This window comes from Variovorax sp. DXTD-1, assembly GCF_003984625.1.
Lineage (GTDB): Bacteria > Pseudomonadota > Gammaproteobacteria > Burkholderiales > Burkholderiaceae_C > Variovorax.
In genome coordinates this window covers 110740-125402 of record NZ_RWKH01000013.1, presented here as the reverse complement: position 1 = coordinate 125402, position 14663 = coordinate 110740, and the positions used below count along the sequence as shown (strand labels likewise).

The 14663-nt window shown below is 67.6% G+C and carries 10 protein-coding genes; 5 read left to right on the top strand and 5 right to left on the bottom strand.

Features of this window, described 5'->3' with window-relative positions:
- Positions 1–4 precede the first annotated feature (4 nt).
- From EJI00_RS14285 to EJI00_RS14265, 5 genes are all read right to left on the bottom strand, one after another.
- Complete coding sequence (locus EJI00_RS14285; protein ID WP_185868140.1) at positions 5–1288, bottom strand: NCS2 family permease; 1284 nt, start codon at positions 1286–1288, stop codon at positions 5–7.
- A gap of 176 nt (positions 1289–1464) precedes the next feature.
- Entirely contained in the window at positions 1465–2448 is a 984-nt protein-coding gene (locus EJI00_RS14280) for a LysR family transcriptional regulator (protein WP_126748163.1), read from the bottom strand.
- Positions 2449–2560: 112 nt separating this feature from the next.
- Positions 2561–5026 (bottom strand): xanthine dehydrogenase molybdopterin binding subunit, encoded by a 2466-nt coding sequence (gene xdhB / locus EJI00_RS14275; protein ID WP_126748162.1) that lies wholly within the window; start codon positions 5024–5026, stop codon positions 2561–2563.
- A gap of 2 nt (positions 5027–5028) precedes the next feature.
- Complete coding sequence (xdhA, locus tag EJI00_RS14270) at positions 5029–6642, bottom strand: xanthine dehydrogenase small subunit (protein ID WP_126748161.1); 1614 nt, start codon at positions 6640–6642, stop codon at positions 5029–5031.
- 198 nt (positions 6643–6840) lie between these two features.
- Positions 6841–7746, bottom strand: a complete 906-nt coding sequence (locus EJI00_RS14265) for a LysR family transcriptional regulator (RefSeq protein WP_409514023.1) — start codon at positions 7744–7746, stop codon at positions 6841–6843.
- Positions 7747–7875: 129 nt separating this feature from the next.
- Here EJI00_RS14265 and EJI00_RS14260 point away from each other — a divergent pair, with 129 nt between their 5' ends.
- From EJI00_RS14260 to EJI00_RS14240, 5 genes are all read left to right on the top strand, one after another.
- Positions 7876–9075 carry a sorbosone dehydrogenase family protein gene (locus EJI00_RS14260; protein ID WP_185868139.1) on the top strand — a complete coding sequence of 400 codons (1200 nt, stop codon included), beginning with the start codon at positions 7876–7878 and terminating at the stop codon, positions 9073–9075.
- A gap of 44 nt (positions 9076–9119) precedes the next feature.
- A complete protein-coding gene (locus tag EJI00_RS14255; RefSeq protein ID WP_185868138.1) occupies positions 9120–9731 on the top strand; it encodes a c-type cytochrome in 612 nt (203 codons plus the stop codon).
- A 102-nt stretch (positions 9732–9833) separates the two neighbouring features.
- On the top strand, positions 9834–11993 hold the full coding sequence (locus EJI00_RS14250) for an indolepyruvate ferredoxin oxidoreductase subunit alpha (protein ID WP_126748158.1): 2160 nt from the start codon (positions 9834–9836) through the stop codon (positions 11991–11993).
- Between the two features lie 8 nt (positions 11994–12001).
- Positions 12002–13618, top strand: a complete 1617-nt coding sequence (locus EJI00_RS14245) for an indolepyruvate oxidoreductase subunit beta family protein (protein WP_126748157.1) — start codon at positions 12002–12004, stop codon at positions 13616–13618.
- A 35-nt stretch (positions 13619–13653) separates the two neighbouring features.
- On the top strand, positions 13654–14655 hold the full coding sequence (locus tag EJI00_RS14240; protein ID WP_126748156.1) for a Bug family tripartite tricarboxylate transporter substrate binding protein: 1002 nt from the start codon (positions 13654–13656) through the stop codon (positions 14653–14655).
- Positions 14656–14663: the final 8 nt, after the last annotated feature.

Below are 14663 nucleotides of genomic sequence, written 5' to 3'. Positions count from 1 at the left end.
TCGATCAGTGTCCGCCGATGTAGGCGAACTTGAACAGGAAAATCGCCGCGATCACCCAGACCATCGCATGCACTTCCCGTGCCCGGCCGGTGAACAGCTTGAGCACCGCATACGTGATGAAGCCGAAGGCCAGGCCGTTGGCAATCGAGTAGGTAAAAGGCATGGCCAGCGCGGTCACCGCCGCGGGAATCACCTCGGTGGTGTCTTCCCAGTCGAGCTCGACCAGGTCGCGCAGCATCAGGCAGCCCACGAAGAGCAGTGCCGGGGCGGTAGCGTAGGCTGGCACCGAGCCCGCGAGCGGCGAGATCATCAGGCAGGCAAGAAAGAGCGCCGCCACCACCACCGCGGTAAGCCCGGTGCGGCCGCCGGCCTGCACCCCGGCGGCGCTTTCCACGTAGGCCGTGGTGCTCGATGTGCCCAGCAGCGAGCCCGCGAAGATGGCGCCGCTGTCCGCCAGGAGCGCCTTGTTCATTCGCTCCATCTTGCCGGGCACCAGCAGGCCCGCGCGCTTGGCCACGCCCATCAGCGTGCCGGTGGCGTCGAACATTTCGACCAGGAAGAACACCAGCACCACGTTCAGGATGCCGCCCTTCAGCGCGCCCAGGATGTCCAGCTGCATGAACGTGGGCGCAATGGACGGCGGCGCATCGAACACGCCATGGAACTTGTTGCCGCCGAAGAAGAACGACAGCACCGTCACCAGCATGATGCCGATCAATATCGCGCCACGCACCTTGAGCCGGTCGAGCGCCACGATCACCAGGAAGCCCACCGTGGCCAGCACCACCGGCGGCGAATGCAGGTCGCCCAGCGTGACGAAGGTGGCCGGCGAAGCAGCCACCACGCCCGCGCTCTTGAGCGCGATGAGCGCAAGGAACATGCCGATGCCCACGGTGATTGCCGTTCGAAGCGACTGCGGTATGCCCTGTATGAACAGCTCCCGCAACCCGGTGACCGTGACGATGAGGAACAGGCAGCCCGAGATGAACACCGCACCCAGCGCCACTTGCCATGTGTAGCCCATGCCCAGCACCACCACGTAGGCGAAGTAGGCGTTCAGGCCCATGCCCGGCGCCATGGCAATCGGGTAGTTGGCATACAGGCCCATGATCAGCGTGCCCAGCGCCGCGATCAGGCACGTGGCCACGAACACCGCGCCCTTCGGCATGCCCGCGTCGCCGAGGATCGACGGGTTCACGAAGATGATGTAGGCCATCGTCAGGAAGGTGGTGAGCCCTGCGATGACCTCGGTGCGCACGGTGGTGTTGTGCTCGGTGAGCTTGAACATGCGTTCAAGCAAGCCCGCATTACGCGGCGCCGTGCGCGCGGCTGTCCCCGAGGCGTGGGGATCGGTGACCTTGGGCACCTCTTCAAACCTGTTCATGTCGCTTGTCTCCAGCTGTTGTATTTGGCGGTTCGTTCATCGTCGCCCCGGCCGCGACGCCGGCGCGGCCGAAGGATTCGTCAGGGCGGGTCGGGAGCCTCCGCTGCGAGGGCCCGCTGGCCCGGCGTGGTGAAGGCGGGCCGCAGCGAGGCCGCCACGTCCTTGATGCATTCGCGCAGCCAGCGCGCGGAGCTCGACGAATGGGTGCGCTCGTGCCAGAGCTGGTAGTACATGAGGCGCGGCAGCGCCACCGGGCAATCGAGAATCTTCACCGGGAGGCGTGCGGCAAAGCGCTCGCAATACTGGCGCCCGGTGGTGAGCACCAGGAGGCTCGAGGCCACCATGTCCGGAATGAGGCTGAAGTGCGCGCAGCGCGCGGTGATGTTGCGCTGCCGCCCGAGCTCGTCGAGCATCTGGTCGATGATGCCGCGCCCGCCCGGGTGCATGGGCGTGGGCGCGATGTGCTCGGCCGCAAGCCAGGTCTCCAGGTCCCAGCCGCGGCGCACGGCCGGATGGTCCTGGTTGACCAGCGACACCACCTCGTCGCCGAAGAGCCGGGCCATGTGCAGGTCTTCGGGCGGCTTGAGCCAGTTGCCGATCACCAGGTCGACCTGGCCGAGCGCGAGGTGGCCGTGATAGTCCGAATCGGGTGTGAGCGCATGGATCTCGATCTGGCACAGCGGCGCCTCGCGCTTCACGTGCGCCACCAGCATCGGCAGGAAGAGCGGGTCCATGTAGTCGCTGGCCGCGATGCGAAAGGTGGTGGCCGCCGACTGCGGCTCGAAACCGCGTGCATCGGAGAACAGCATCTCGGCCGCGCGCAAGATGCTGGCCGCAGGCTCGATCATCCGCAGCCCCGCATCGGTCGGCACCATGCCCGAGCCCGAGCGCACCAGGAGCGGATCGCCCGAGAGTTCGCGCAGGCGCTTCAGCGCGGCCGACACGGCCGGCTGGTACATGCCCAGGCGAATGGCGGCGCGAGAAACGCTGCGGTCGGTCAGCACGGTGTGCAGCACCCGGATGAGGTGCAGATCGATCTTGTCGAAAAGCGCCTGGTCACGCATGGCGCTCTCCCTCCCCCGGCCCGGCGAAGCCGGTTCCGCGGTGTTTCGCGAAGGAGATCAGGGAATAGGGCATTGGAAGAACTTTGGACATGCGCCAAAGTCTACGGGTGGACTATGCGGACTGGACGGCCGTGATGGCGCGAAGAATCGATTCGCTCGTGGCCGGCGCCTTCAGCGGCGGATCGACCCTGTGGCCGCCGGCCGCCGACACCGCGTCGCGGATCGCGAAGAACACCGAGAACGGCAGCAGCAGCGGCGGTTCGCCCACGGCCTTGCTGCGGTGAATGGAGTCCTCGACGTTCTGGCCCTCGAACAGGCGCACGTTGAAGATGGGTGGGCAGTCGTTCGCGGTCGGAATCTTGTAGGTGCTAGGTGCGTGCGTGGTGAGCTTGCCCGCGTTCCTGGAGCCGTCGGCAGGATGCCACACCAGCTCCTCGGTGGTGAGCCAGCCCATGCCCTGGATGAAGGCGCCTTCGACCTGGCCGATGTCCACGGCCGGGTTCAGCGACTTGCCCGCGTCGTGCAGGATGTCGGCGCGCAACAGCTTCCATTCGCCGGTGAGCGTGTCGACGACCACCTCGCTCACCGCCGCGCCATAGGCGTAGTAGTAGAACGGGCGGCCCTGCATCTTTTCCTTGTCCCAGCTGAGGCCGGGGGTCGCGTAGAAGCCGTCGGACCAGAGCTGCTTGCGGTCGAGATACGCCTCCCCCACCACGGTGCTGAAGGCCAGCGTGCGGCCGTTGACCTCGACCTTGTCGTTGGCAAAGCGCACTTCGCCCGCCTTGCCGCCATGGCGTTCGGCCGCGCTTTGCGCAAGCCGCTCGCGGATCTGCCGCGCCGCATCTTGCGCGGCCTTGCCGTTCAGGTCGGCGCCGGTCGATGCGGCCGTGGCCGAGGTGTTGGCCACCTTGGTGGTGTCCGTCGCGGTCACGCGCACGCGCTCGAAGCTCACGCCCAGTTCATGCGCCACCACCTGCGCCACCTTGGTGTTGAGGCCCTGCCCCATCTCGGTTCCGCCGTGGTTCACCAGAATGGAGCCGTCGGTGTACACATGCACCAGCGCACCGGCCTGGTTGAAGTGCTTGACGTTGAACGAGATGCCGAACTTGAGCGGTGCCAGCGCCAGGCCGCGCTTGAGCACCACGCTCTTCCGGTTGAAGGCGGCGATTTCTTCGCGCCGCGCGCGGTAGTCGCTGCTCGTTTCGAGCTCGGCCACCAGCTCGTGCACGATGTTGTCGGTCACCGTCTGCCGGTAGGGCGTGACGTTGTTCTCCGCCTTTCCGTAGAAGTTGACGCGCCGCACATCGAGCGGGTCTTTCTTCAGCTCGCGCGCGATCGAGTCGAGGATGTTCTCGACGGCAATGGCGCCCTGCGGGCCGCCAAAGCCGCGAAAGGCCGTGTTGCTCTGCGTGTTGGTCTTGCCCGAAAAGCCGTGCATCGCCACGTTGGGCAGCCAGTAGGCGTTGTCGAAGTGGCAGAGCGCCCGCGTCATCACGGGGCCCGAAAGGTCGGCCGAGTGGCCGGCGCGCGAGACCATGGTGATCTCCGCGCCGAGGATGCGGCCCTCGTCGTCGTAGCCCACGTCGTACTCGTACCAGAAGCAATGGCGACGGCCGGTGATCATGAAGTCGTCGTCGCGGTCGAGCCTGAGCTTGACCGGGCGGCGCAGCTTGCTGGCCGCCACCGCGGCCACGCAGGCGAACAGCGCCGATTGCGACTCCTTGCCGCCGAAGCCGCCACCCATGCGCCGGCACTCGACATGCACCTCGTTCGACTGCAGGTGCAGTGCATGCGCCACCAGGTGCTGCATCTCGCTCGGGTGCTGTGTGGAGCAATGAATGTGCAGCGCGCCGCCCTCCTTCGGGATGGCGTAGCTGATCTGGCCCTCGAGATAGAACTGCTCCTGCCCGCCCACGTCGAGCGTGGCCTTGTGGCGGTGCGGCGCCGCGGCAATGGCTGCGCGCACCGCCGCCTCGTCGCCTTCGTTGGCCGCGCCGCCGCTGCGCACGATGTGCATTGGCGGCACCACGTACTGGCCGCGGGCGTGCGCCTCTTGCGGCGTGAGCACGGGCGGTTCGGCCTCGACGGCGATGGCGTCCTTCGCCTTCGCGGCGGCGCGGCGCGCGGCATCGCGGCTTTCGGCAATCACCGCAAACACCGGCTGGCCCAGGTAGCGGATCTGGCCGCCGTCCTTCAGCGAAAGCAATATCGGGTCGTCGTGCACGATCGAGCCGCAGTCGTTGGTGCCAGGAATGTCGTCGGCTGTCAGCACCGACACCACGCCCGGCATCGCGCGGATGGCGTCGAGCGACAGCGCCGTCACCCGGCCGTTGGCTGCGGGCGAGAGGCCCAGCGCGCAGTGCAGCGTGCCGGCAATCTCGGGAATGTCGTCGATGTAGGTGGCCTCGCCGGCCACGTGCAGGTGCGCCGATTCGTGCGGGCGGCTGATGCCGACACGCGCGCCGAGTTCGTGCGCCACCGCCTCGGCCGCGGGGTCGATGCGCGCGGCGGTGTTCTTGAGGTAGTCGGCAAAGGGCTCGGCGGGCTGCAGCAGGCGGGCGTCGATAGGCTTGTTCATGGTCAGACTCCTTCCGCCGCGGCCTTGGCCGAGGCATGGGGCATCACGCTCCAGACGCTGGTCTCTTCGAGCGAGAGTGCGTCGTCGGCGCGGGTTTCGAGCCAGAGGCGCTGGATGAGGTTCTGCGCCACCTGCAGCCGGTAGTCGGCCGATGCGCGCATGTCCGACAGCGGCTTGAAGTCTTGCGCGAGCGCAAGCTTGGCGGCGTTCACGCTGGCTTGCGTCCAGGGCTTGCCCACGAGCGCGGCCTCGGCCTGGGCGGCCCGTTTCACGGTGGCGGCCATGCCGCCGAAAGCCAGGCGCACGGCCTTTACCGTGTCGTCGCCCTCTTCCAGCTCCACCGCAAAGCCGGCGCACAGCGCGGAGATGTCGCAGTCGAAGCGCTTGCTGATCTTGTAGGCGCGCACCTGGCGGCGCATGGCCGCGAGCGGAACCGCCAGCCCCTGCACGAACTCGCCGGGCTGCAGCTGGTTCTTCATGTAGTCGATATAGAAATCGGGCAGCGGCATGCGGCGCACCACGTCGCCGCGGCGCAGCTCGATCTCTGCGTCGAGCGACATCAGCACCGGCGGCGAATCGCCGATGGGCGAACCATTGGCCACGTTGCCGCCCATGGTGCCGGCATGGCGGATGGGCGGCGACGCAAAGCGCAGCCACACGTCCTGCAGGCTGGGCACGCGCTGCACCAGGGCTTCGAATGCGGATTCGAGCGATGCGCCGGCACCGATGTAGAGCTCCTCGGCACGGGCCTCGACGATCTTCATTTCAGCCACGTCGCCCACGTAGATGATGTCGCCCAGGTCGCGAAACTGCTTGTTGACCCACAGGCCGACGTCGGTGGAGCCCGAGAGCAGCTGCGCACCCGGCTTCTGCACGCGCAGTGCCGCCAGCTGCGCGAGCGTTCTGGGTGCATGAAAGCGGTCGATGCGGGCGCCGAGCGGCGCGGCGTAGTCGAGGCCCTCTTGCTGCAAATTCCCTTGCAGGGCTGCGAGCGCGGCCACCACCGGCTGCGCATCGAGCCGCATCGACGGCAGGTCGAACATGCGCTGGCCGGCATCGAGAATCGGCCGGTAGCCGGTGCAGCGGCACAGGTTGCCCGAAAGATCGTCGGCCAGCTGCTGCCGCGTGGGCAGCGTGCCCTCGGCTTGGTGATGCTCGTAGGTGGACCACAGCGACATCACGAACCCCGGGGTGCAAAAGCCGCACTGCGAGCCGTGGCAATCGACCATGGCCTGCTGCACCGGGTGCAGGCGGTGCACGGGATGCGGGCGCTTGTCCTGCGCCTGCACTTCGGTCTCACCGGCCGCATGGGCCTGGCACTGGTCCTTCAGGTCTTCGACCGTGAAGAGTGCCTTGCCATGCAAGGTGGGCAAGAACTGGATGCAGGCGTTGACCGTTTGCAGCTTGAGGCCGCCGGCCTCGGCCAGCTCGCCGATCACCACGGTGCAGGCGCCGCAGTCGCCTTCGTTGCAGCCTTCCTTGGTGCCTGTGCAGTGCGCGTCCTCGCGCAGCCAGTCGAGCACGGAGCGCGTGGGGTGGACGCCGCTGACGTCGACGGTTTTTCCGCGGTGGAAAAACCGGATGGGTTGGATCTTGTTGCTGCTCTCGGTGCTCATGCTCTTCGTGCTCGTGGGCGGCTCGTTTCGGCCAAGCGTTGACGTTAGCGGCTTGCGCCGCCGGGTACATACCGCAGCGCCCATATTGCGTATGTGGGGGCTGGTATGCAAGCTACGGGGAAACCCTTGAGCCAGTGAGCAATTCCTGGGCCAGACGGGCCCTTCCCGGACCATCTCGTGCTGGGGCACCGTTTCTCGTCAAACGCCGTCCGAAAACAGCCCCTCGATCACCTGCCGCAGCCACCGGTTGGCCGGATCGGCCTCGAAGCGCTTGCTCCAATGCAGCGACACCGTGAAGTCGCGCAGCGGAAAGGCCGGCTCCACGATGGCGTAGCCGCCCTCTTCTGCAAACCCGCGCGCAATGTTGCGCGGCATCACCACCGCAAGGTCGGTGGCGCGAACGATGGCGGGCAGCACCATGAAGTGCTCGGTGGTGAGCCGTACCCGCTCTTCCAGGTTGAGCAACTGCAATATGCGCAGCGTTTCCGCATGCGTGCGCACAGCCACGTATTCGAGCGTTTGCAGCGCCTCGATGAGCGCCTGGCTGTTGCGCCGCCCGCGTGCAAACGGATGGCCTTTGCGCAGCAGCACGATATAGCGGTCTTTCAGCAGGTGCTTGCGCTGCGTGTCGCGCACCTTGGGCAAGAAGCCGAAGGCAAAGTCGATGCGGCCGCTGTCGAGCGCGGGCGCTATTTCAGTGGGCGCCAGCGGCAGGGTCTCCACGCGCAGGCCGGGCGCCAGCTCGCCAAGCCGCGCCATGAGCGAAGGCAGAAAGCGGCCTTCGCCGATGTCGCTCATGTGAATGCGAAAGGTCTTGCGCGAGGCCTGCGGGTCGAAGCGGCCGGGCTCCTGGAGTGCTTCTTCCAGTGTATTGAGCGCAGCCTGCACCGCAACGGCCAGCCGATCGGCGCGGGGCGTAGGCGCAACCCCGCCGGGCGCACGCGTGAAGAGCGCGTCTTTCAGCAGCAGGCGCAGGCGGCCGAGGCCGTGGCTCGCGGCGGGCTGCGTGAGGCCCAGCTCTTCGGCGGCGCGGCTCACGCTGCGCGCGCGATAGACCGCATCGAACAGGCGCAGGAGGTTGAGGTCTATCGTTTGTATATGCATGACATGCATATTACTTAGCTCGATTATTTTATTGAAGACCCGGCGCAGGGCTCGCACACTGGCCGCCGTTGCCGGTCGATCCGACGTTCGGCGAACACGAAGAGCCCACCCACGAGAAGGAGACAAGACATGGCCAGACTGCGTCCGCATGCGGCAATTGCCGCCCTGCTTTGCATTGCCACCACCGCCGCATGGGCCCAGCAGCCTCCGGCCGAAGAGCCGGGCTGGGCCAAGGGGCGTCCCAAGACCGAGGCGGCCACGCGCATGGCGCCGGTGCCTTCCTTCCCCATTCCCACTGCGGCCGACCAGTTGCCCACCGCCAAGTTCAAGCTGCCGCCGGGCTTCAAGGTGGAGACCTGGGCCTCGGGCGTGCTGGATGCACGGTCGCTGCGCCAGGGGGACAAGGGCACGGTGTTCGTGAGCACGCTCTTCGTGGGCAACAAGGTGTATGCCATCGCCGAGAAGGGCGACCGCAAGCCGAAGACCATCGTCGACAAGACCGAATTCGCCACCGGCATCGAATATCACAAGGGCGCGCTGTACCTTGCCACGCACAAGCAGATCGTTCGCTACGACGGCATCGAGGACAAGCTCGACAACGCCGGCACGCCAGTGGTACTCAACGACAAGCTGCCCGGCGGACAGGACCACAGCTGGCGCTACCTGCGGGTGCACAACGACAAGCTCTACTACGCGATCGGTGCGCCCTGCAACATCTGCGACCCGGACGAGGCGCATGCGCGCATCTTTCGCATGAACCTGGACGGCAGCGGCATCGAGACGGTGGCCCGCGGCGTGCGCAATACGGTGGGCTTCGACTTCGACCCGAAGACGGGCAATCTCTGGTTCACGGAGAACGGGCGGGACTGGCTCAGCGAAGATCTGCCGAACGACGAACTGAACGTGGTGACGGCGCCCAACCAGCACTTCGGCTACCCGTACTGCCACCAGGGCAACATTGCCGACCCCGAGTTCGGCTGGGGCAAGAACTGCGGCGAATACACCAAGCCCGCCGCGCTGCTCGGCCCGCATGCGGCCGGGCTGGGCCTCGCCTTCTACAAGGGAAAGATGTTCCCGACCAAGTACCGCGGCGCCATGTTCATCGCACGCCATGGTCCGTGGAACCGCACCGTCAAGTACGCCGACATTGCCGTGGCTTGGCCGGACGGCAAGGGCGGCGCGAAGGTCGAGCCGTTCATGACGGGCTTTGTCGAGAACAACAACTACCTGGGCCGGCCGGTGGACTTCCTGGTGCTGAAGGACGGCTCCATGCTCGTGAGCGACGACCACGCGGGCGCGATCTACCGCATCAGCTACGGCGGCCGATGAGCAGGGGTGTCGTTCTTGCGGCTTTCATGCAGGCAGTCGCAGCCATGGCCATGACGCTCCTCGCTTCGGCTGCGCCTTCCGCCAGTGCCCAAGCCACGCAGGCCGCGCAGGGCACCTATGCGCAGCGCTATGCGGCGGTGTGCGCCTCGTGCCACGGTGCCAACGGGCGCAGCGACATGGCGGGAACACCGGTGCTCGCGGGCCAGCATTCGTTCTATGCCATCACGCAGCTGTTCCTGTTTCGCGAAGGCCGGCGCGACAACCCCGCGATGACGGCGGTGGCAAAGACCATGAAGGACGAAGACCTGCGCGGATTCTCGGAGTTCATCGCCACACTGCCGGCCGTGCCCGCGCCGCCCGCTGCCGCGCCGCCCGATGCCGCCCGCATGGCGCGCGGGCAGGCGCTGGCGCAAACGCACCGCTGCGTGATCTGCCACGGCGCCGACCTGAGCGGCGGGCAGCAGGTGCCGCGCATCGCGCAGCAGCGCGAGGACTACCTGCAGATGACGCTGCACGGCTTTCGCACCGGCAAGCGGCCCGGCTACACGCAGGCGATGACCGAAGCCGTGAGCGGCATCCCGCCGGAGGACCTGGACACCCTTGCCTACTACGTGGCGCGCTTTCCCGGCGCACCCGCCAAGCCGCCCGGCAAGTAGCCACCGATACCGCAGCGCAACGCCGGCGCAAGCGCGGCGCGGGGGACGCGTGCCTTCGCCTTGAACCCTTCAACCCACATCAACCCAACGGAGCCGAATCTCTTGGAAGTTTCATTCAGCAAGGAAGTGCAATCGCTGCGCCTGGGCGCCGGCGACACATTCCACGGCGAGGGCATTCTCGCGATCACCAAAGGCCTGCTGCAATCGGGCGTGGCCTATGTCGGCGGCTACCAGGGCGCGCCGGTTTCGCACCTGCTTGACGTGATGGTGCAGGCCAAGACATACATGGACGAGCTGGGCGTGCACGTGGAGGCCTGCTCCAACGAAGCCTCCGCGGCCGCGATGCTCGGCGCATCCATCCACTACCCGCTGCGCGGCGCCGTGACATGGAAGTCCATCGTCGGCACCAACGTGGCGGCCGATGCGCTTTCCAATCTCTCGTCGCCCGGCGTGACGGGCGGCGTGCTGGTGGTGGTGGGCGAGGACTACGGCGAAGGCGCGAGCGTGATCCAGGAGCGCACGCATGCCTACGCGCTCAAATCGAGCATGTGCCTGCTCGATCCGCGGCCCGACCTCGGCCAGATGGTGCGCATGGTCGAACACGGCTTCCGCCTCTCGGAAGCATCGAACATGCCCTGCCTCATGGAGCTGCGCATCCGCACCTGCCACGTGCGCGGCAGCTTCGAATGCAAGGACAACATCGCGCCCGCCGTCTCGACCCGGGCGCTGATGACGGAACCCGCGGGTTTCGACTACATGCGGCTGGCGCACCCGCCCGTCACCTTTCGCCACGAAAAGCTCAAGGGCGATGAGCGGATTCCGGCGGCGCGGCGCTACATCGTGGCGCACGGGCTCAACGAACTCGTTCCGGGCGGGCGCCATGCGGACCTCGGCATCGTGGTGCAGGGCGGGCTGTACAACGCGCTGATCCGCAGCCTGCAGCAGCAGGGCCTGGCCGACGCCTTCGGCGAGACGGACATCCCGATCCTGGTGCTCAACGTGACCTACCCGCTGGTGCCCGAGCAGGTGGCCGACTTCTGCGTGGGCAAGCGCGCGGTGCTGGTGGTGGAAGAAGGCCAGCCCGAATACATCGAGCAAGACATCGCCACCCTGCTGCGCCGGCGCGACATCCAGACGCCGCTGCACGGCAAGGACATGCTGCCGTCGGCGGGTGAATACGGGGTGGAAGTGCTCGCGGGCGGCATCGGCGTGTTCGCGGCCAAATACATCGGGCCGGGCGAAGCCTCTTCGTCCGCCGCGGCTTGGCTGGCCGGCAACCGCGAGCGGCGCGAGGCCGTGGCGCGCCAGCTCTCCACGCCGCTGCCCAACCGGCCGCCGAGCTTTTGCGTCGGCTGCCCGGAGCGTCCGGTGTTCTCGGCCCTGAAGCTTGCCCAGCAGCAGACGGGTCCCGTGCACATTGCGGCCGACATCGGTTGCCATGCCTTCGGCACCTTCGAACCGTTCTCGATGGGGCATTCGATCCTCGGCTACGGCATGAGCCTGGCAAGCCGCGCGGGCGTGGCGCCGATGATGAACCGCCGCACGCTGTCGATCATGGGCGACGGCGGGTTCTGGCACAACGGCCTGCTCACCGGGGTGCAGAGCGCGCTCTTCAACGGCGACGATGCGGTGCTGCTGATCTTCAAGAACGGCTACACCTCCGCGACGGGCACGCAGGACATCATCTCCACGCCCGACGAAGAGATGAAGGAACGTGCGGTCGACAAGCAGCAGAGCCTGGTCGACAAGAACCAGACCATCGAAGCCACGTTGACGGGCCTGGGCGTGAAGTGGATGCGCACCGTGACCACCTACGACGTGGAGCGCATGCGCAAGACGCTGACGGAGGCGCTCACCAGCGACTTCAACGGCCTGAAGGTGGTGATTGCCGAGGGCGAGTGCCAGCTGGAGCGCCAGCGCCGCATCAAGCCCTGGATTGCAAGCCTGCTCAAAAAAGGCAAGCGCGTGGTGCGAGTGAAATACGGCGTCGACGAAGACGTGTGCAACGGCGACCACGCATGCATCCGCCTTTCGGGCTGCCCCACTCTCACGCTCAAGGACAACCCCGATCCGCTCAAGGTCGACCCGGTGGCTACCGTGATCGACGGCTGCGTGGGCTGCGGCCTGTGCGGGGAGAACGCGCACGCGGCCACGCTGTGCCCCAGCTTCTATCGGGCCGAGGTGGTGCAGAACCCGAAATGGCACGAACGCCTGCTGCACGGCCTACGCGGTGCGGTGGTGCGTGCACTGCAACCCGCATGAGATACGCCATGGAAAAGAACCGGCCCATCACCCTTCTCGTCTGCGCCCTGGGCGGCGAAGGCGGCGGTGTACTCACCGAATGGCTGGTCGACATTGCCCGCCACGCCGGCTATGCCGCGCAGAGCACCTCGATTCCCGGCGTCGCGCAGCGCACCGGCGCCACCACCTACTACATCGAAGTGTTTCCGGTGCCGCTCGCGCAGCTCGCCGGCAGGCGGCCGGTGTTCAGCCTGAGCCCGGTGCCGGGTGCGCTCGACGCCATCGTGTCGTCGGAACTGCTCGAGACCGCGCGGCAGATCGGCAACGGCATGAGCGCGCCGCTGCGCACGCTGGTCATCAGCTCTTCGGCGCGCATCCTCACAACGGCCGAGCGCATGCCGCCCGGCGATGGCCGCGCCGACGCGCAGCACCTGCTCGACGTGGTCAAGGCCTTCAGCCGCGAGCACCATGTGTTCGACATGAACGCCGTGGCGCGGGAGACCGGCACGGTGGTCAGCGCCGTGATGCTCGGCGCCATTGCGGGCAGCGGCCTCTTTCCGTTCCCACGTGAAGCGTATGAGCACGTGGTGCGCGGCGGCGACACCAGCGCGCCCGAAAAGCTCAACAAGATGGCGGCGGCGAGCCTGCGCGGCTTTGCCGCCGCCTTCGAGGCGGTAAGCGCGCCGCGCGCGCAGGCCGCCTTTGTGAGCAGCGTGCTGTCCGGCGACACGGCCGACGCGCCCCCACCGGCGCGCGCGCTGCCCGACGACGTGGCCCGGCGCTTTCCGACGGCGGTGCACGACATGCTCGCGCTCGGCCATGCGCGCGTGCTCGACTACCAGGACGCTGCCTACGCCGCGCTCTATGCCGATCGGCTGGCCAGGGTGCTCGATGCCGAGCGCGCCGCCGACCCGGCCGGTGCACAGGGCTTTGCCGTCACCCGCGAGGCCGCGCGCTGGCTCGCGCTGTGGATGGCCTTCGACGACATCGTTCGCGTGGCCGCGCTCAAGGGCCGTGCAAGCCGTGCGCAGCGCGTGCGGCAGGAGGTGCGAGCCACCGATGAAGACATCGTGAAGGTCTACGACCACTTCAAGCCCGGCGCGGCCGAGTTCGCCGCACTGCTGCCGCCCGGCCTTTCGCGCCGCGTGACCGCGTGGGACCGCGCCCGCCAGGCGCGCGGCCGCGAGCCTTGGGCGCTGCCGCTCAAGGTGGGCAGCCACTCGGTGTTCGGCATGGCGTCGCTGCGCCTTCTGTCTTCGCTCAAATGGCTGCGCCGCAGAGGCCAGCGCTTTGCGGAGGAACAGGCGCTGATCGAACGCTGGCTCGCGGCCGTGGAAAGCGGCACGCGCGAAGCCTGGGCGCTGGGCCGGGAAGTGGCCCTGTGCGGGCGGCTCATCAAGGGCTACGGCAGCACCAACGAGCGAGGCAAGCACAACCTGCTGCACGTGATCGACGAACTCGCGAGCCGTACGACTTTGCCTGCAACGAAGCGCGCGGAGGCGATTGCCTCAGCGCGCGAGGCGGCCCTGGCAGACGAAGGCGGCAAGGCGCTCGACGCTGCGCTGGTGCGCCACGGCGCCGCGCCAAGGCCGTTGCAGGCGCAGCCTGTCCGCTGGATGAAACGGCCGCCCTCCACCACCGCCTGATGCGATTTTCATAACAACCAAGGAGACATAACACCATGCCCCATTCCGCCCTTCCCTGGCGACGCCGCCTTCTTTTGACCGCCGCCGGCGCGCTGCTGGCCTGCACGCATGCGCAGACGCATGCCCAGGCGCAACCCGGCGCATGGCCCGCCAAGCCGATCAAGGTCGTCGTCAACTTTCCGCCAGGCGGCGCCGCGGACCAGATAGCGCGCGCGGTTTCGCAGCCGCTGCAGGAGTCGCTGAAGCAACCCGTGGTCATCGAGAACCGCGCCGGTGCCAACGGCAACGTCGGCGGCGAGTCGGTGGCGCGCGCGCCGGCCGACGGCTACACGCTGCTCATGAGTTCGGGCGGCATGGTGTCGGTCAACCCGCACCTGTATTCGCGCATGAGCTTCGACCCGGCCAAGGACCTGGTACCGGTGGCCGCCGCCGCGCGCGTGCTTGTCTTTCTGGTGGCCAAGCCTTCGCTGCCGCCCACCAACGTGCGCGAGTTCATCTCGTACCTCAAGGCCAACCCGGGCAAGCTCTCGTACGGCTCACCGGGCAACGGCAGCTCGCCGCACTTGGCGGGCGAAATGTTCAAGAGCCAGGCCGGCGTCTTCGCGCTGCATGTGCCCTACCGCGGCGCGGCGCCCGCGCTGCAGGATTTGCTCGCGGGGCAGATCGACTATGCGTTCGATCCAGGCATCGGCCTGCAACAGGTGCGCGCCGGCAAGCTCCGGCTGCTGGCGGTGGGCAGCCCCCACCGGTCGCCGCAGTTTCCCGACGTGCCCACGCTCGACGAGGCCGGGTTGCGCGGCTTCGACGCCGACACGGTGTTCGGCTTCTACGCGCCGGCGGGCACGCCGCCCGAAGTGGTGGCGCAGCTCAACACGCAGATCAACCGCGCGCTCGCGCTGCCGGCCGTGAAGGAGCGCATTGCCGCACTGGGCGGCGAAGCCTTGCCGGGCTCGCCGGCCGAGTTCCAGCAGCGCGCCGCGGCCGATTCGCAGCGCTTCGGCGCGCTGATCCGCGAACGGAAAATCGTTGCCGACTGAGCACACCG

Bases quoted from the DNA above. Each gene is read 5' to 3' on its own strand.
- EJI00_RS14255 (WP_185868138.1), top strand. From the start codon at position 9,120: ATGGCCATGACGCTCCTCGCTTCGGCTGCGCCTTCCGCCAGTGCCCAA.
- EJI00_RS14240 (WP_126748156.1), top strand. From the start codon at position 13,654: ATGCCCCATTCCGCCCTTCCCTGGCGACGCCGCCTTCTTTTGACCGCC.
- EJI00_RS14265 (WP_409514023.1), bottom strand. From the start codon at position 7,746: ATGCATATACAAACGATAGACCTCAACCTCCTGCGCCTGTTCGATGCG.
- EJI00_RS14260 (WP_185868139.1), top strand. From the start codon at position 7,876: ATGGCCAGACTGCGTCCGCATGCGGCAATTGCCGCCCTGCTTTGCATT.
- EJI00_RS14285 (WP_185868140.1), bottom strand. From the start codon at position 1,288: ATGTTCAAGCTCACCGAGCACAACACCACCGTGCGCACCGAGGTCATC.
- EJI00_RS14280 (WP_126748163.1), bottom strand. From the start codon at position 2,448: ATGCGTGACCAGGCGCTTTTCGACAAGATCGATCTGCACCTCATCCGG.
- xdhB (WP_126748162.1), bottom strand. From the start codon at position 5,026: ATGAACAAGCCTATCGACGCCCGCCTGCTGCAGCCCGCCGAGCCCTTT.
- EJI00_RS14245 (WP_126748157.1), top strand. From the start codon at position 12,002: ATGGAAAAGAACCGGCCCATCACCCTTCTCGTCTGCGCCCTGGGCGGC.
- xdhA (WP_126748161.1), bottom strand. From the start codon at position 6,642: ATGAGCACCGAGAGCAGCAACAAGATCCAACCCATCCGGTTTTTCCAC.